The 17,298-nt window shown below is 62.8% G+C and carries 20 protein-coding genes; 8 read left to right on the forward strand and 12 right to left on the reverse strand.

Annotation, left to right across the window (positions count from 1 at the left end; translation table 11 throughout):
* From V6M48_RS09410 to V6M48_RS09425, 4 genes are all read right to left on the reverse strand, one after another.
* Positions 1-524: P-type ATPase (locus V6M48_RS09410; RefSeq protein WP_332812281.1), on the reverse strand; the 524-nt coding region annotated here is incomplete at its 3' end.
* 276 nt (positions 525-800) lie between these two features.
* Positions 801-1,877: an NAD(P)-dependent alcohol dehydrogenase gene (locus V6M48_RS09415; RefSeq protein ID WP_332812282.1), complete on the reverse strand. Its 1,077-nt coding sequence runs from the start codon at positions 1,875-1,877 to the stop codon at positions 801-803.
* A gap of 24 nt (positions 1,878-1,901) precedes the next feature.
* Entirely contained in the window at positions 1,902-2,648 is a 747-nt protein-coding gene (locus tag V6M48_RS09420) for a universal stress protein (RefSeq protein ID WP_332812393.1), read from the reverse strand.
* Between the two features lie 140 nt (positions 2,649-2,788).
* Positions 2,789-3,364 carry an NAD(P)H-dependent oxidoreductase gene (locus tag V6M48_RS09425; RefSeq protein ID WP_332812283.1) on the reverse strand — a complete coding sequence of 192 codons (576 nt, stop codon included), beginning with the start codon at positions 3,362-3,364 and terminating at the stop codon, positions 2,789-2,791.
* A gap of 72 nt (positions 3,365-3,436) precedes the next feature.
* Between V6M48_RS09425 and V6M48_RS09430 the strand changes: the two genes are divergently transcribed.
* On the forward strand, positions 3,437-4,627 hold the full coding sequence (locus tag V6M48_RS09430) for a sensor histidine kinase (protein WP_332812284.1): 1,191 nt from the start codon (positions 3,437-3,439) through the stop codon (positions 4,625-4,627).
* Positions 4,620-5,279, forward strand: a complete 660-nt coding sequence (locus V6M48_RS09435) for a response regulator transcription factor (RefSeq protein WP_332812285.1) — start codon at positions 4,620-4,622, stop codon at positions 5,277-5,279. Before V6M48_RS09430 ends, V6M48_RS09435 begins: the two co-directional genes overlap by 8 nt.
* Before the next feature lie 2 nt (positions 5,280-5,281).
* On the opposite strand, the gene V6M48_RS09440 is transcribed toward V6M48_RS09435, so the two are convergent.
* A complete protein-coding gene (locus tag V6M48_RS09440) occupies positions 5,282-5,689 on the reverse strand; it encodes a hypothetical protein (protein WP_332812286.1) in 408 nt (135 codons plus the stop codon).
* 120 nt (positions 5,690-5,809) lie between these two features.
* On the opposite strand from V6M48_RS09440, the gene V6M48_RS09445 reads away from it, so the two are divergent.
* Positions 5,810-6,982 (forward strand): L,D-transpeptidase family protein, encoded by a 1,173-nt coding sequence (locus V6M48_RS09445; RefSeq protein WP_332812287.1) that lies wholly within the window; start codon positions 5,810-5,812, stop codon positions 6,980-6,982.
* 177 nt (positions 6,983-7,159) lie between these two features.
* Positions 7,160-7,966, forward strand: coding sequence for a universal stress protein (locus tag V6M48_RS09450; RefSeq protein ID WP_332812288.1), 807 nt, complete (start codon positions 7,160-7,162; stop codon positions 7,964-7,966).
* A 32-nt stretch (positions 7,967-7,998) separates the two neighbouring features.
* Here the strand turns inward: V6M48_RS09450 and V6M48_RS09455 are convergent, their stop codons facing one another.
* Together V6M48_RS09455 and V6M48_RS09460 are read right to left on the reverse strand one after the other, a co-directional pair.
* Positions 7,999-9,297: an MgtC/SapB family protein gene (locus V6M48_RS09455; protein ID WP_332812289.1), complete on the reverse strand. Its 1,299-nt coding sequence runs from the start codon at positions 9,295-9,297 to the stop codon at positions 7,999-8,001.
* Between the two features lie 62 nt (positions 9,298-9,359).
* On the reverse strand, positions 9,360-9,989 hold the full coding sequence (locus tag V6M48_RS09460) for a BON domain-containing protein (protein ID WP_332812290.1): 630 nt from the start codon (positions 9,987-9,989) through the stop codon (positions 9,360-9,362).
* A 175-nt stretch (positions 9,990-10,164) separates the two neighbouring features.
* Between V6M48_RS09460 and V6M48_RS09465 the strand changes: the two genes are divergently transcribed.
* A complete protein-coding gene (locus V6M48_RS09465) occupies positions 10,165-10,974 on the forward strand; it encodes a universal stress protein (protein WP_332812291.1) in 810 nt (269 codons plus the stop codon).
* A 6-nt stretch (positions 10,975-10,980) separates the two neighbouring features.
* Here the strand turns inward: V6M48_RS09465 and V6M48_RS09470 are convergent, their stop codons facing one another.
* The 4 genes from V6M48_RS09470 to V6M48_RS09485 form a co-directional block, all read right to left on the reverse strand.
* A complete protein-coding gene (locus V6M48_RS09470) occupies positions 10,981-12,570 on the reverse strand; it encodes an MBL fold metallo-hydrolase (RefSeq protein ID WP_332812292.1) in 1,590 nt (529 codons plus the stop codon).
* A gap of 80 nt (positions 12,571-12,650) precedes the next feature.
* Positions 12,651-13,679: a zinc-dependent alcohol dehydrogenase family protein gene (locus tag V6M48_RS09475; protein WP_443019072.1), complete on the reverse strand. Its 1,029-nt coding sequence runs from the start codon at positions 13,677-13,679 to the stop codon at positions 12,651-12,653.
* Positions 13,669-13,821: a hypothetical protein gene (locus V6M48_RS09480; RefSeq protein WP_332812293.1), complete on the reverse strand. Its 153-nt coding sequence runs from the start codon at positions 13,819-13,821 to the stop codon at positions 13,669-13,671. Before V6M48_RS09480 ends, V6M48_RS09475 begins: the two co-directional genes overlap by 11 nt.
* A gap of 73 nt (positions 13,822-13,894) precedes the next feature.
* Positions 13,895-15,196, reverse strand: coding sequence for an acetyl-CoA hydrolase/transferase family protein (locus V6M48_RS09485; RefSeq protein WP_332812294.1), 1,302 nt, complete (start codon positions 15,194-15,196; stop codon positions 13,895-13,897).
* A gap of 373 nt (positions 15,197-15,569) precedes the next feature.
* On the opposite strand from V6M48_RS09485, the gene V6M48_RS12885 reads away from it, so the two are divergent.
* On the forward strand, positions 15,570-15,947 hold the full coding sequence (locus V6M48_RS12885) for a c-type cytochrome (protein ID WP_443019073.1): 378 nt from the start codon (positions 15,570-15,572) through the stop codon (positions 15,945-15,947).
* Positions 15,948-15,999: 52 nt separating this feature from the next.
* Here V6M48_RS12885 and V6M48_RS09490 read toward each other — a convergent pair whose 3' ends face one another.
* Entirely contained in the window at positions 16,000-16,500 is a 501-nt protein-coding gene (locus tag V6M48_RS09490; protein ID WP_332812295.1) for an Rrf2 family transcriptional regulator, read from the reverse strand.
* An 80-nt stretch (positions 16,501-16,580) separates the two neighbouring features.
* Here V6M48_RS09490 and V6M48_RS09495 point away from each other — a divergent pair, with 80 nt between their 5' ends.
* A complete protein-coding gene (locus V6M48_RS09495; RefSeq protein ID WP_443019074.1) occupies positions 16,581-17,012 on the forward strand; it encodes a group III truncated hemoglobin in 432 nt (143 codons plus the stop codon).
* Between the two features lies 1 nt (position 17,013).
* Positions 17,014-17,283 carry a DUF1971 domain-containing protein gene (locus V6M48_RS09500; protein WP_332812297.1) on the forward strand — a complete coding sequence of 90 codons (270 nt, stop codon included), beginning with the start codon at positions 17,014-17,016 and terminating at the stop codon, positions 17,281-17,283.
* Positions 17,284-17,298 lie beyond the last annotated feature (15 nt).

The following is a 17,298-nucleotide window of genomic DNA, read 5'->3' on the forward strand; positions in this document are numbered from 1 at the left end:
CGGTCGGCGAGGCCGGCGCTGCTGTCGACCAGCTGCCCGGCATCCTTGCCGGCGGGCATCGATTCCCCCGTCAGGCTCGATTCATCCGCCGAAAGTCCGCTCGACGACAGGAGTCTTGCATCTGCGGGCACGCTCATGCCCGATTCCAGCGATATGACATCTCCAAGGACCAGATCGGCCGCATCGAGCTCGACCAAATGCCCATCGCGCCGGGCGCGCGCGACCTGGCGGATGAGCTTCTGGAGCTCCGCCATGCTGGTTTCCGCCCGCCGCTCCTGAAAAGCGCCGACCAAAGCATTGATCAGCAACACGGCCATGATGAAGAACGCATTGAGCTGCTCTTTGACCGCAAACGAGACCACCGCGGCGATCAGCAGCAGATAGATGAGCGGACTCCTGAACTGACGCAGGAAAAGCGCGAAAACGGATATCGTCGCCGGCCGTGGAAGCGCGTTTCGGCCAGATTGGCGCAGCCTTGCTTCCGCCTCAGCGGAGCTCAGCCCATCCGGGGTCGTCCTCGCCAAGGCGAGACAGCGGTCGGGAGACTCCGCATGCCACGCAACAGACGCGGGCGTTGCCACTATCGCCAATGATTTTTCCTTTCCCCTCCCCTCAGAACGCGCGCTGCCTGGCGCACCGCTTCGGCCAAACTTGGTAGGTCAGTGGGGCGCATCCCGCCACCGCTGAACCACGCGCATGCCGCCCGACGGGCAGAAGGGCCAATCAACAACCCATGAGACATGAACCAACGCCACGGTGTTCACACCATGGTTGTCCGGCCAAAGCAAAGGCAATTCCTGTCAGGGTGTGATCGCCACCTTGAGGACACCGTCGCGCTGATGCGCGAACAGATCATAAGCGGCTTCGATGTCGTCCAGGGGGAAGCGATGGGTCACCAACGCGCCGGTATCGACCCGCCGGCTCGCTACGACCTCCATCAGCCTGCGCATCCGCTCCTTCCCGCCAGGACAAAGCGTGGTGACGATCCTGTGGTCGCCAAGACCGGCAGCGAACGCCGCCACGGGAATGCGGAGATCCTGGGAATAGACACCCAACGAGGAGAGAGTCCCGCCCGGCCGCAGCACGCGTAACGCAGCCTCGAACGTCTCCTGGCGGCCGAGTGCCTCGATCGCGACATCGACGCCGCGGCCGTCGGTGATCCGCATGATTTCCGCAACAGGATCTTCCTTGCTGAAATCGACGACATGATCGGCACCCATCGCGCGCGAGATAACGGCCCGCGCTGCAATCGCCTCGACGCCGATGATCGTCGATGCGCCCATCAGGCGCGCGCCCGCGGTGGCGCAAAGCCCGATCGGGCCCTGGGCGAAGACTGCCACAGTGTCGCCAATCCGGATGCGCCCCGCTTCAGCGCCGCCGAAGCCGGTCGACAGGATGTCGGGACACATCAGCACCTGCTCGTCCGTGAGCCCATCGGGTATCGGGGCAAGGTTGGTCATCGCGTCGGGCACGAGCAGATATTCGGCCTGCGCGCCATCGATCGTATTTCCGAAGCGCCAGCCACCTAGCGGTTTCCAGCCGTGGCGCGTTCCTGCCCCGCACTGGGATCCGCACCCCGATAAGGTCGCATTGGAATGACCGGACGGTGTGATTGCGCCGGCAATGACTCGTTGGCCTTCCTCATAGCCGGTGACCGCAGATCCCAACTTCTCGATTATTCCGACCGGCTCGTGTCCGATCGTCAGCCCCGCAGCTACGGGATATTCGCCTTTCAATATGTGTATGTCCGTCCCGCAGATCGTCGTCGTCGTTATGCGCACGAGCGCGTCGAGCGGCCCGATGTCCGGGACCACCTTGTCGTCGAGAACGATCCGGCCCGGCTCCACGAAGATTGCGGCTTTCATCATGCTCGGCATGCGTTTCTCTCCGCCCGGCTCGGCTCAATGGGACATGATCAGGGGAAGCGGGGCCGAAGCCAGCATCTGACGCGTCACACCGCCGAGCAGCGCCTCGCGCACCGGCGAGTGGCCATAGATGCCCATCACGCAATAGCTCGCCCGCTCATTGGAACAGACTCTCTGGAGCGATTTGGCGACGTCCGCTCGCTCGGTGGTCACCTTGCGCATGATTGCCCGAATTCCGTGGCGCGACAGATAGGCTGCGGCCTCTTCGATCGGCTCTCCGCCGGTTCCGTCTTCGACTTGAAGCAAGACCACCCGCCTTGCGAGCTTGAGCAGCGGGACCGAAGCCGTAAGCGCGGCGGTCGCCGGCATCGAGCCATCCCAGGCGACGATGGCCGTTCCCGAGGCATCGAAGCCGGTGCACTCCTGCGGCACTGCGACGATCGGTTTGTGGCAATGAAGTGCAACTCTGGATGCGACCCCGGCCATATTCGGCGATGTGGGCGGCTCGAGCTGCCGGCTGAGAATGATGATATCGGCCAATGTGGCATGAGCGGGGATGCATAGGGTGAGGTCCCCGGTGATTGCCTCCATGTCCCAGCGGACATCCTCCCGGGCCAGGCGCTTGCAGAGCCGCACCCGATTGTGCGTTTCTCTTGCCCGCTCCTCCTCGAACATCAAGCCACCGACAATTCCGGAGATCGGATCGCTGGCGGTCACTGGAAGATGCATGACGTCGAGGCATTGCAGATGCCCGTCAACGGCGCGCGTGATATCGAGCGCCACCTGCAACCTTGCCTCCTGACCATCGTCGTCGTGGACGAGCAGCAGAACGTTTTTCATTTCAGCCTCCGTTGCTTTGCCATCGGATTAGGAAAGCAGCGGTGGTCGCGACATCAGGGATATTACATAATCGTTCAGTGGTTTTAGGCTGCACGGCTACCGAGACGGCGGACGCGCCGAAGCCAGGCCGAGCGATGCCTTTGGCTCTTCTCCACGCTGCCGATGATCGTGTGGTGGACCGGCGCGATTCCGACGAAACGCAGCACGTTCCGCTCAAGGCTCTTCACGCCGTGGCCTCGATAGAAAAGGCTGTAAAACAATCCGGGCATTCCCATTGTGACGATCACGCGAGCCGACCGGCCCTTGAGCAGCTTCTGGGGAAACCCTTTTTCGGCTGGACCGATCGCAAAGCCCGGACGCACGACCTGCTCCAGGAATGCCTTGAGCAGGGCCGGGACATCCCCGAGCCAGAGCGGGTAGAGAAAGACGAGGTGCTCCGCCCACAAAATGTCGCCCTGCGCGTCGGCGATCGCGGGCGGCGGCGTACCGTGCCGCCAATCCTCAGACGTTCGCAACAGGGGAAAATCCAGCTCGGCCAGGTTGATGGGTCGGGTTTCGTGGCTGGCCGATGCGCCCTCGGCATAGGCGTCCGCAAGCGCATGCACGAACCGCGCACCTGCTGGATCGGGATGTCCGTCGATGATGGTGATGCGGGTCATCAGTAACTCGCCGAGGATAACGAACGCGACGGCGGCGGGGGAATAAGTAGCTTTCCCTATATCGGTTGGATATTGTCCTGCTCAGTTCGACGTGTGAAATTAGATCATGCAACAGACCCGGAGAAGAAGCTGAGCGGAACCGCCCAAGTCTTTGCGCGCGAAGCCCATATTCGCTCGATCCTCGAGACCGTTCCGGATGCGATGATCGTCATCGGCGAGGATGGCCGCATCCTCTCGTTCAGTGCCGCCGCCGAGCGCATGTTCGGCTATTCTGAAGCGGATCTGCTGGGCGAGAACGTGAGCACGCTGATGCCGTCGCCCGATCGGGAACGGCACGACGGATATCTGCGGCGCTATTTCGACACCGGCGAGCGGCGGATCATCGGCATCGGACGGGTGACCACGGCCCGCCGCCGCAATGGCGCGACCTTCCCGATCAACCTGCATATCGGCGAGGCTCGCATAGGCGAGGATCGCGTCTTTACCGGCTTCATTCAGGATCTGACCGAACGCCAGGAGACCGAGCAAAAGCTGCACGAGCTACAATCGGAGCTGGCGCACGTATCGCGGATCACGTCGATGGGCACATTGGCGACCTCGATCGCCCACGAGCTGAACCAGCCGCTGACCGCCATTGCAAATTATGCCGAGACGGCTCGGGATCTGCTCGACAATCCCGATGCCGAAACGCTGGCGCTGGTGCGGGAGGCGCTCGACGAATGCGCCCAGCAATCGGTGCGCGCCGGGCAGATCGTGCGACGTCTCCGTGACTTCATTTCCCGGGGAGAGACGGAGCGACGCGTCGAAAACCTCGATCGGCTGGTTGGAGAAGCCAGCGCGCTGGCCCTGATCGGCAGCAAGGAGCAAGGCGTGGATGTGGATCTCAAGCTCGATCCGACCGCAACCCTTGTCCTGGTCGATCGGATACAAATCCAGCAAGTTCTCCTCAATTTGATGCGCAACGCGATCGAAGCGATGGAGGAGAGCGGCGCGCGCCAGCTCGAGATCAGCTCCCTTCGCCAAGGTGACGGCTGGCTTCGCGTGACGATTGCCGACAGCGGTCCGGGTTTGGCGCCGGAAGTGGCCGCAAAGCTCTTCCAGCCATTCGTCAGCACCAAGGCCGCGGGAATGGGCCTCGGTCTCTCCATCTGCCACACGATCGTGCGGGCACACGAAGGACGGATCTGGACGGAGCCATCTCGGTTCGGCGGCACCGCTTTTCATTTCACTTTGATCGATGCGGGGAGGGACGGCAATGGCTGAGGGGGAACGGCGGGTCTATCTGGTGGACGACGACGACGCGATCCGCCGCTCGGCGGGCTTCATGCTGCGGACCTCGGGTTTCACGGTTCGTGCCTATGCGTCCGGAACCGAATTCTTGAAGGAGGTGAAAGAGCTCGCCGCCGGCTGCGTCCTGCTCGACGTTCGCATGCCAGGGATGGACGGCTTGGAGGTGCAGCAGGAGCTTCGCGGTCGCGGCATCACCTACCCGGTGATCGTCATGACCGGGCACGGCGACGTCGGCGTCGCCGTGCAGGCGATGAAGGCCGGAGCGGTCGATTTCATCGAGAAACCATTTGAGAAAGCGACCCTGCTCCATGCGATCGATGAGGGCTTCACGCGTATCGACCAGTCAGGCCGGGTTTCGGCGCGTGCCGCCGAAGCGCAGGTTCTGCTCGAAGCCCTGACACCGCGCGAACGGGACGTCCTGCACGGGCTCGCGCGCGGGTTGCCGAACAAGACCATCGGCTTTGATCTTGGCATCAGCCCACGAACGGTTGAAATCCACCGGGCCAATTTGATGGACAAGCTCGGCGTCGCCAGCCTGTCAGCGGCGTTGCGCATCGCCTTTGCGGCTGGAATGGGAGAGAGCGACAAGAACGAAATACCGGCCGCCCCGGAACGCCTGGCGTGACTTCAGCCAGATCGCATCGGAGATCGATCCGGTTCAATCGAACCGCATCGAAACGAATTCAGGCTGGTGATGCGATACGGCAACTGCTTCCCGTCCGGCTCACGCAACGTGATATATTCGCCCGGAAGGATGCGATGCGTTTCGAGATGGAAGATCGTCTCGTCGTCCTCTTCTCCCTTCCGGTATGAGAGAGCCCAGCCTTTTTGCGTGCGGATGACGTAGCCGGACATGTCTGGCTCGCTCGGCCAAAAGCGCCGCACAGTCGCCAATTGGGGCGCGGCGCGCAGCGCATCCTCGTCAATGATGCCATTGTCGTTGACGGGCAGCCGGACGAGATAAGCCCGGCTCGCCGATCCCTTCGGGAATTCCTGGGTGCGAGCCAGCTCGAGACGGATGCTTTTCCAGTTCATCGCCGCGATATGCGCAGCAAAGCGTTGTGATCAAATAAGCAATGTTACGGATAGGGCGCGCCGACACACGCCCTTACTCCTCCTCGCCATCACTCTGGGGGCGGGCGGCGAGGTCCAAAAATGTTGCGTTATCTGCTCATATTCACGCTGCTGTGGTCGACAGGTTCACTGCCGCTCGGGGCGCAGACCATTCAATGGTCGACGAGTGATGCCGCAGCGCTGCTGAGCCTGGTCGAAGGCATCAAGGAGGAAGGACTTGATCCGGCCGATTACGATCCGGCGCAACTTCGATCGGCCTTAGCCTCTGGCAACGTCGCCACCCTCAACTCGACCGCCACCGCGATCTTCATGCATCTCGCGAGCGACCTCGGCGAGGGCCACGTACGCGAGCGCGACAGAATCGGCTGGCACCTGCAGGGACCGACCATTGGTGGCGAGACGAAACAAGCGTTGCTCGTTGCGGCGCTTTCGAACCACCAGATCAAATCGACGCTATTGGCATTGCTACCCCGACATCGGGAATATGAGCGACTGAAGACGGCGTTGGCGGCGACACCGCCGAGGGATAGAGCGGCCGTCCAGCGTCTGAGAGCCAATCTGGAGCGATGGCGATGGATGCCGCGTGACCTCGGCCGCCGCTTCATCCTCGTCAACGTTCCCGCGTTCGAACTGACGCTCGTCGAAGACGGACGCGAGGTGGCGCGGCACAAGATCATCGTCGGGAAACCCGCGACACCAACGCCGCAGTTCAAGGCCATTGTCCAGGCGGTGCAGCTCAATCCCTCGTGGTACGTGCCTTCGAGCATCGTCGCCGAGAGTATCGGCAAGCTGGTACGAAGCCGCCCAGAGGTGGCTCGAGCACGCGGTTACATCGTTTCGAAAGCCGGCATTCGCCAGCGGCCCGGGCCGGACAACGCACTCGGCGAAATCAAGCTGGTGATGCCCAACCCCTTTACCGTCTACCTCCACGACACTCCCACCAAGCAATTGTTCGAAGAGGAAATCCGTGCGTTCAGCCATGGCTGCATCCGCACGCACCACGCGCTCGACTTTGCACATACGCTGCTGGCCGATCCCCGCTGGGACAAGGCTGCGATCGATCGCATCGTCGTCTCGCGCTCCACGACCGACATTCCGCTCAACCAGCCGGTTCCGATCTACATCGGCTATTTCACAGCCGCGTCGGGCGCAGACGGTGAGATGTCGAGCTTTCCTGACCTATACGGCCGCGACGGACCGGTGGTGGCGGCCCTGGTCGATCGCGAGCCACCGGACCCGTTCAAAGCGCCGTAGACCAGGCTGCGATTAGTCGCAGCCTGGTCTATAAGCTTTTGATGCGGCATTGCTGCTTGCGAAAAGCCGGTGCCCACCTTTTCGCTTTATGCTCGAAGATCGGGGAAACTGCGTAGATACAAAGACGGAGCAGAGGCGAAAACTGTCGACCGGAAACCAGTTCCGGAGGAAGCCGAGATGAAGTCCATCCTGCTCTACGCGAATGACGACAGTGGCTTTGAGGAGAGGCTGTCAATCGCGGTCCAGGCGGCCTCAGGATTCGCTGCGCATCTCAGCTGCCTCCAGGTCACGCCCTTCGATGCATTCATCATGGCCGAGCCGTTCGGCGGCATGTACGCGCTTGCAACCGTCGTCGAACAGCTGCGGGAGAAGGAGCAAGCCCACCGCACAGCGGTGGAGGCGCGGCTCAAAAGCGCAGAGGTCGACTGGGACTGGCAGCATTACGAGGGCCAGCCGGCGAACATGATCGTGCAGTGCGCAAGGCTCGCGGACCTGGTTATACTCAGCCTGCCGAACCGCCAAGATGCCGTCCATTTCCTGGCACTGACAGCGGACGTGGCGCTGCATGCAAGAACGCCGGTTCTCGCCGTGCCTGAGCGGCACCCAAGGTTGGAGTTGGCGGGCCCTGCGGTGGTTGCCTGGAACGGTTCATCGGAAAGCGCGCACGCGCTCCGTTCGTCGCTGCCGATGCTGCGCAAGGCATCGTCGGTCCACATCATCTCGGTCTCCGGCGATCACTCCGACCTATCAGGCGGCGACGCGACGGCCTACCTCGCCCGGCATGGGATCACGGCAAAATCTCGCGAATTGCCGCGCGCGGGACATTCGGTTGCGGACGTCCTTCTCGAAGCAGCTTCGGCCCTGAATGCGCAATATCTGGTTGCGGGAGCCTATGGCCACACCCGGATCCGTGAAGCGATCCTGGGCGGGGCGACACGCGATCTGCTTACGCGGATCAAGCTGCCGCTGCTGCTTGCTCACTAGACCTTGAATAGAGCCTGATCGTTTGCTCGATCTCAGGCGACAGCGATGATGCCCGAGACGATGATCGCCGCAGCCGGTAATCCGAGGGCCAGGGCGGCCGGCCATGCCCTGCTCGGACCGGCGATGACCAAAGCCAGCACCAGCTTCAGCAAAGTGTTGAACACCACGGGGGCCGCCACGGCCAAGGCGGCAAGCTCGGTCGGCAACGTCCCCTCCGGGAGCACACCCAGCGCGGCGATCGCCGAATCGACATCGAAAAGGCCGCCGAGAATCACCACGGCGGCGCCGCTGCCTGCCGCCTGCTGCTCGGCCCAGCCGGCGGCAGTGGCCATCAGCGCGACCAAGGCACCGAACAGCAGCGCCAATTTCAGGTCCGGCGGCTTCACCACCAGCGCGGTGGGCTCATCATCGCGATTGCTGCGGAGAAAGAGCAGCGCCGAGGCGGCGATCGAGACGATCAAAGCGAGCAGCAATAATTCAACGAAGCGTGTGAAAATGTGCGGGACGAGCGCGGCGACCAAGGCCACCGCCCTGATCATCATGATTGTCGATGCCGCCGCGATCGCCGCCTGGTTCGCCGCAACCGCTTCCCCGGCCCTGAGCCGCCGCGCGCACTCGAGCGTGACCGCCGTAGAGGAGACGAGTGCGCCGACGAGCGCGGTCAGCATGACCCCACGGCGCCCGCCGAAGATCCTGATCAGCACATAGCCGACAAAGGATATCGAGCCCGTGATCACGACCACCGTCCAAAGGCGGCGTGGATTGAGGCCGTAGGGGCCAAGCGGAATGTCCGGCAACAACGGCAAGATGATGAACACGACCAGGACGAGCCGCATCATCGCCCGAATGTCTGCTTCGCTCGTATAAGCGAGCGCCCGGTGAAGCGCCTCGCGCGACGCGAGCAGGATGACGGTCGCTCCCGCGCCCAGGGCCGCGACAGCCATGCTCCCGCTCCCCGCCATCGTGCCCAGACCCAGTGTCAGTACCGCCGCGATTGCCGAGGTTGCGCTGACGTTGCCATGCTTGCGCATGTCCGCATGATAGCCAATGGCGATTGCCGCGACCGTTCCCAAAGCCAAGATCAGGCCCAGCGCCTGGACGTGCCCGCTCAGTTCGAGGCCGATAAGGCCGCCGATCAGGCCGATCAACGTGAACGTGCGAACGCCCGCGACACGTTCGCCTGGCGCATCGTCGCGGGTTCGCCAGCCGCGCTCGATCCCGATCAGCAATCCGATCCCCAGTGCAAGCGCCAGTCCCAGGAGATCATCGAGGTTCGACGCGGCAGCAGTGGCGCCAGCAACGGTCGCTGCTTCAGGTGTGAAAGTGCTCATGGCCGAACCCGCTCATTCCCCGAGCATCGGCTCGACCGCCAGGGAAAGTTCTTCACGGCCGCTTAAGCGAGGATCATGTTGTCGACGACCTTCGTGACACCGGGGGCCGACCAGGCGGCCCGCTCGGCAATCCGGCGCTCGTTCCACCCGTGAACCTTGCCGCCGAGGCGGACGACGTCGCCATCCAGCTCCACCCTTATCGTGCTCGCATCGAGGTCGCGCGCGCGGTTCAGTGCCGCGACAATCCTCTCCTGCACGTCCTGCGCCGAGACTTTCGGTTTCAGCGTTATCCAGTTGCTCACCCCTTTGACCCCCGTGATGCGAGCCGCGGTCTTTTCGGCCTCGTCCTTCTGATATTGCCATTCCGCGGTTCCAGTAAGCGTCACCCAGCCATGTTCGACGCGCACCGAGAGACCTTCGGGCACCAAAGTGTCCCAGCGGAAAAGGCTGAGCACACGCTCGGCTATTTCGTCATCCGACGTTTTCGGATGGTTTGCGAAGCGCACTTCAAGGTCCTGCGCGATCGCTTTGACGCCCTTCACCCGGCGGGCGGCCCGCTCGGCCGCGAGCTTGCCGGCGTAGCTGCCGACGAAGCCGGTGAGCGTGATCACACCATCATGCGCGGTGACGCCGATGTGAGAATGGTCGACGCTTGGTTCGAACGCGAGTTCGTCCAGGACGTCGCGCTGCAATTCGTGATCGGATTTCATGGTCCGGCTCCCTCTCGAACGGTGCGAGCAAAGCGCTCTGCGTCAAAGTTCTGCACGCTTGCCAGCAGCTTCCAAATCAGGAACATTACGGATGCCGCTCGTTTCGCATCGTACGTAGCCGGAGCAGGAGAGTTGTTCATCCGCAGGAGCCGGTCCGTTGCAATCGATCCTTCTTCACATTTTCGACGATACCGGCCTTGAAAGCCGGCTGCAGGCCGCTCTTGACCTCGCCCGAGCGGTCCGGGGCCACATCACCTGCCTCCACGCGACGCCCCTGGAGGAGTATCTGAAGGTCGATCCGTGGGTGGCGGCCCGGCTTCCCGAAGAATTTTCGGAGAAGATGAAAGCGCGGCGCATCGCGCTGCAAGCCAAGGTCGAGGGTCGCCTCAAAGCGGACGGCGTGGAGTGGGATTGGGTTCACATCGACGACACCATGGCGAGGGCTCTGGTTCGTCACTCGATCATGTTCGACGTCGTTGTCGTGACCCTCGCGCGCCACTCGTTCGAAAATGACGAACCTCGTACGATTGCGGCAGCCGTCGCGACCGGCGCGCGTGCGCCGGTGCTTGCAGTCCCTGAGTCAGACGAAAGGCTGAGGCTGGAAGCCCCGATCGTGATTGCCTGGAATGGGTCTCCGGAAGCTGCCGTTGCGATGCGTGCGGCGCTCCCGATCCTTCGGCTTTCGGCTGCCGTGCATTTGCTCGAAGTGGAGCACAAAATGGCGCCCTATCCACGCGATCTTGCCGCCAAATATCTGTCGAGACACGATGTGCATGTCGAGATCGCCCAGCGGCGGCCGATCGACGGCAGTGTCAGCGAAGCGATTACGGAATATGCACTCGAGCTCGACGCTGGTCTGATCGTCATGGGGGCTTACGGCCATTCCCGCTTGCGCGAATTCCTGCTGGGCGGAGTCACGCAGGACTTGATCTTCGGCAGCAGGATTCCGCTTCTGCTCGCGCACTGAGGACGATCACGACGACTGATGCTTGCGATCCTTATGCGCGGCATAATCATCGAGCACCCGGCGCATCAGACGCACCGCTTCGGCGCGCCTTTCGCCACTCTCGATGCGTTCGAGCTTGCGCTTCAAGTTGACGGCGAAGTCGGCGTAGTCGTTCTGCCAATCGCGGCGTAACGCTGGTCGAAGGTCGACGCGACCGGTTGCAATCCGGCGCGCCGGCTCGCCGGGCGGAAGCTCGTAATGTTCCCCGATCTCGGGCACCAGGATCGAAGCAATCCGGTGCTCGAGCCCCTGCCTGAGCGTGTCGATCGCGTCGGTTTCCCCGTGGGTCAGGAACAAGCTTCCCAGGATCGGCTCGCGCGCCTCGACCCATTCCAGCAACTCGCTTCGGTCCGCGTGTGCCGAATAGCTGTCGATACGGCGGATGCGCGCGCGCACGGCAACGTCGCGGCCGGAGATCCGCACGCGGCCGGCGCCGTCGAGGATCGTTCGGCCGAGAGTTCCCTGGGCCTGAAATCCGACGAACAAGATCGTCGAATCCTGACGAGGGAGATTGAAGCGCAGATGATGGCGTATCCGGCCCGCTTCGCACATCCCGGAGGCCGAGAGGATCACCGCGCCCGACAATCGGTTGATGCCCATCGAAGCTTCGACGCTCTCGACATAGTGAAAGGCGGGATGATCGAAGACTTCGCCGCTGCCCATATCTTCAAGCTCACGCTTGTGGCGCCGAAAGACCTCGGTGGCGCGGCTGGCGAGCGGGGAATCGATAAAGACACGTGTACCGGCAAGCCTGCCGCTATTGAGCAGCTGCGCAAAATCGAGCAGCAGTTCCTGCGTCCGTTCGAGCGCAAAGACCGGAATGACCAGATTGCCGCCAAGCGCGAGGGCCTGCTTCACCTCGGTCTCGAGCAGCGAGCGGCGCTGCTCGATCGTCAGCGCCGTACGGTCGCGATCGCCGTACGTGCTCTCGCACAACACATGATCCATTCCTCGCGGGCCCGTGGGATCGAGATGGAATGATTTCTGGCTGGGTCCAAGATCTCCGGAAAACAGCGTTCGGACTCCGCCGGCACGGAGCTCGACCGAGGCCGAACCGAGGATATGGCCGGCATTCCATAATCTGGCGGCGAAGCCGGGCGCGGCTTCAAACTCTTCCTCGATCTTGACCGGCAACAGCAGTTCCAGCGCACGTTCCGCGTCGGCGGATGTGTAAAGCGGCTCTACCGGCGGTTCGTCCGCGCGATCGCCTCGGCGGTTTCGCCGGTCTGCCTCCGATTCCTGGATCCTGGCCGCATCCGGCAGCATCTCGCCCAAGAGGTCCCGCGTCGCGGCCGTGCACCAGATCGGCCCGCGGAAACCTTCGGAGACGAGCCGCGGCAATAGTCCGCTATGATCGAGGTGAGCATGGGTCAGCACCACCGCATCGAGTGCGGAAGGGTCGAAAGCAAAAGGCTCGTGGTTGAGCGCCTCGAGGGTGCGCGATCCCTGGAACAATCCGCAGTCGACCAGCACATGATGGCGGCCGGCGGCCATTTCGAAACAGGATCCCGTAACGGTTTGAGCAGCACCATGGATCGCGAGGGTCGGAAAGGTCATCGGCTAGCAGCTGCCGGTCTGGTGGCGATCGGGATTTGCTTCATGTCGCAGCCTTCGCCGTTTGGAGAGAATGTTGGTTATCATGCTGCGCCGCTCGTGTCAGGAACGAGCACTGCCGCGCCTTCCAGCTCTCCGTTGCGGAGCAGCCGCAAGGCGTGGTTCGCCTCGGCAAGCGCAAAGCTGGTCGTGGTGGTGCGGATCGGCACCTTCGCAGCAAGCGCGAGGAATTCCGCGCCATCTTCGCGGGTCAGGTTCGCGACCGACAGGATCGAGCGCTCTCCCCACAGATCGACGTACGGAAAAGACGGTATGTCGCTCATGTGGATACCGGCGCAAACCACCCTGGCCCCCTTGCGGACGTTCTTGAGCGCGGCCGGCACGAGCGCGCCGACCGGTGCAAAGATGATCGCCGCGTCGAGCGCTTCCGGCGAACTTTGGTCCGATCCGCCTGCCCAAATGCAGCCGAGGGAACGCGCGAAATCCTGTGCGGCCGTGTCCCCTGGCCGGGTGAAGGCGAAGACGCGCCGTTGTTGCCAGACCGCAACCTGCGCGAGAATGTGAGCGGCGGCACCGAAGCCGTAAAGCCCGATGCGAAACGCCTCCCCCGCGATCTTCAGCGAGCGGTAGCCAATCAGGCCCGCGCAGAGCAATGGTGCGGCCTCGACATCGCTGAAGGCGGCGGGGAGCGCGAAGCAATAAGCGGCATTTGCGACGCAGTGGGTCGCAAAGCCGCCATCCCGATCGAAGCCCGTAAACTGCGGCCGATCGCACAGATTTTCCCGGCCGCTCCGGCAATAGGGGCAGACGCCGCAGGTTTGGCCGAGCCAAGGAACTCCCACCCTGTCGCCGATCTTGAACGCGGTGACATCTTGCCCGAGCGCGAGCACGTGGCCGATGACTTCGTGCCCCGGCACGATCGGCACGGTGCCGTGAATATCTCCGTCGACGATGTGTAGATCGGTACGGCAAACGCCGCAGGCCGCTACCTTGATCAGCATTTCTCCCGGGCCGGGTTGCGGCGTCGGCCTTTCGACCAAGCTGAGCGGCTGCCGGACGGCGTCCAACTGCATTGCACGCATGGTGTCCGTACCGGGACGGTCAGCGCTCAACCGGACTTTGCTGCGCAGCTGCGGCGGTTGAGCCGCCGGCAACCTCCTGCGCCGCGATGAACGAAAGAATCGCGGCCATCATCGCAAGTCCGACCGTCACGCGCTGGTCCGAACGCCCGCGCCGCTTCGTGATCATGTCCATCCCCATCAGTCCCTTGAGATTTCTGGTGAAGATTAGCGACGGCGAAGCTGCGGACCATAAGGGAAGTTCCGTATCAGCGGAGCGAGCTGCCCAATCCGTCGCGGAAGCGCGGGTGGGCGATGCCGATCAGCGCAAGCGCTCGCTCGCGCAGCGACTTGCCCTTGAGATCCACCCAGCCATATTCGGTCACCACGATCTGAGTGTCGTTGCGGGGAGTGGTCACGGGCCCTTCCAGCATCGGGACGATCCGCGACAGCGTTCCGCCCTTCGCCGTCGAATGGCAGGCGATGATCGACTTGCCGCCCCTTGAAGCGCTGGCGCCGCGAACGAAATCCAGCTGCCCGCCCGAGCCGCTATATTGCCGTCCCATCAGATGCTCGGAATTGCACGCGCCGCCGAGGTCCACCTGCAACGTGGCATTGATCGAGACGACGTTGTCGTTCTTGGAGATGTGACTTGGATCGTTGACGATCTGGACCGGAGCGCTGTGGAACGACGGATTGTCGTTGAGAAAGTCGTAGAATGGTCTGTCGCCCATCGCGAAGGTGAAGACGCTGCGGCCCGGATAGGTCGCCTTTCGCCGGTTGGTGACGGCGCCGCATTCGACCAGTCGAGCCAGGCCCGGCGTCATCAGCTCGGTGTGGATCCCGAGATCGCGGTGATGCTCCAGCATCGCGCAAACCGCATTCGGCAATGTCCCGATGCCCATCTGCAGGCACGAGCCATTGTCGATCATGCCCGCGATGGTTCGCGCGATGGTCTCATCCTCGGTTGTGCTGTCTGGGCATCTTATTTCGGGGAGCAGCGCGTTGTCCTCGACGATTGCATCGACTTCGGAGATGTGCAGGAGCGAGTCACCGAAGACCCGCGGCATGTTCGCGTTGACTTCGACGATCAGCCTTCTGGCGCTGCGGGCGGTGGTTGTCCCATAGTCGTTGCTGGTGCCGAACGTGAACCAGCCGTGCCGGTCCATCGGCGAGACGGTGGTGATGAATGCGTCGAGCGGGACTCTCTCCGAAAGCAAGCGGGACGACTCGCTGAACGCGACCGGCACGAAGTCGATCGGATTGCGACCGTCCTCGTCGCCGCGCCGGATAAGCTCGCGCTCCACCGCCGTGAGGAACATGCAGTGCGGGATCACGCGGTCGAGCAGGTCGTAACGCAGGATGGTCCGACCGGCATGCTCGAGCGAATGGAAGTACCAGAGATTGAGCTCCGCCAAATTCCCTGCCTCGACCCGCCGCGTCAACGCGGCGAGAAGCGCAGGAGGCTCCGCGACCGCCATCCCCATTGCCACGTGCGAAGCGGTCGCGATGGAATCGACCGCTGCTTCTGCCGAGACCAGCTTGGATCGGTATTCGGCGGCGCTATCCACAAGCGATCCCTAAACTATTCTCGCCGGGATTGAGCGTGAAATCGGGGCTCGCGCTATTGATTGATCAGCACGCAGGAAAGCAGCGCGAGGAAAAGCAGGCTCGCCAGAACCCGCGTGTTCCTTCGACCCTGCATTTGAAGCAGATCCAGCTCGCTCAACTTGCTCTTCTGGCGCACTGCACAACTCCCGTTGCCACGACCATAGGATAGCGGCACGGTGCGGGGCTGCGATAAGGAGATTCCCTGAGTGCGTTCGCGCCACCCTTGCCCTTATTGCATTGCCTGAGAAGCCAAAGTTCTGGGCGCAAGATCCAACGGCTGGACCGTGAAATTGGCGGCCACCTTGCGACACGGCCCGCTTCGCGCGTAGCGTTATGGAGGCACTCCGGGAGAAGACGTTGAAGGCCTGGCACCTGCTCTTCCTGACATTCGGATTGACAGCGTGTCAGCAGCTCCCCCCAGCCGGAGGGAGCGTGGTGGCCACAGCTTCTCCAGGTCATGCGTTCGCGCAGGCCTCGTGCAGCGGATGCCATGCAATCGAACGCTACGGCGCATCGCCCAACCCGGACGCTCCCACATTCGCGGCTGTTGCCAACCAAGCCGGCCTGACAGCGCAGACTCTTACTTTTTGGCTAGGGGACGCCCACAATTATCCGCGAGAAATGGAGTTTACTCTCGGGTCGCGGGAAGTGGACGATCTTGTCGCCTACATGCTCACACTGCGAGATCCGAATTACAGGCCGCCCCCCTGAAGGATACGGCGGCGATTCAAGCCGACACGATCGGTGTGCCGATGGATGACGCTCAATCTTTCGGCTCGACCGTCGCTTCGTCCCCGTCAGCGGAAACCAATTCCAGCGGATCAACCACCGGCGGCGGGTGCGATTGAGCAGCCATCAGCAGGCCCAGCAGGTCGCCACGCCGGGTCAGGAGATCGGCGAGCGTATAGCTGTCGAGCACGGCCATGAAGGCCGCGAGCGCTTCGCGAAGCGCACCCGTCAGGCCGCAGGCCGGTGCGATGATGCAGCCGCCGCAATCCGCGAGGTCGAACCCTTCCTCGGTGTGCCTGACGACGTCACCGACCCTGATCTCCTCGGGTGGGCGACCCAGCCTTATCCCGCCAAACCGGCCGCGCGCGCTCGCGATATAACCCGCCTTGCCGAGATCGTGGACGACCTTCATCAGATGGTTTTGCGAAATGCCGTAGGCACGCGAGATCTCGGCGATCGAGCATAACCGATCGGGACGCGCACCGACATATAGCAGCACCCGCATCGCATAGTCCGTGTAGCGCGTCAGACGCACAAAGCCTCCCCGATCAGGCCCGTCATCGAGGCCGGCACCTCTATATGTATTTTCGTTGCATCTTTCAAATCCGACGATAGATGTACCGCCACTACATGATTGGAGCACGAGTCGTGGACGGCTTGGAAAATATCGACGAGCAAGGGCTGAGACGGCTTGTCGATCGTTTTTACGCGCAAGTCCGGCAGGATTCCGAGCTGGGCCCGATCTTTGGCGATGCCGTCGCCGATTGGCCCGAGCATCTGGAAAAGCTCACCGATTTCTGGTCATCGGTGATGCTCCGCACCGGACGCTACAAGGGCAATCCCCTCGCCGCGCATTTCCAGCAACGTCCGCGCCTCTCCCCTGCTCTTTTCGAGCGCTGGCTGGCACTGTGGGAAGAAACGACCGCCGAGCTGATGCCGCCCGCGGCGGCCGCTGCGCTCCAGGCAAAGGCTGCGCGCATCGCCGAGAGCCTTCAGATCGCCCTGTTCTTCAAACTGCCGCCCGTGCGCGATCATAAGGCCGCCTGAGATGCCAATCCCTTATCGCACGACGCCGTTGTTTGACGAGACGACTTTGCCCGCAGCGTTGCGAAGCGAGCATCGCACCAAGGCCGGAGTCTGGGGTGTGATCCGCGTGATCAAAGGCAGAGTGAGGCTCGTCTACATCGATCCGGCTTCGGAGGCGATTATCACCCCGGATGATCCTGGTTTGGTCTTGCCCGAGCAGCCGCACTTCGTCGAACCGCTCGGCCCGATGCAAATGCAGGTTGATTTCTACGACGAGCCGCCCAGCGGCTAGCCACTCGCACCACCG

The organism is Sphingomonas sp. (genome assembly GCF_036677245.1).
Taxonomy (GTDB): Bacteria; Pseudomonadota; Alphaproteobacteria; order Sphingomonadales; family Sphingomonadaceae; genus Allosphingosinicella.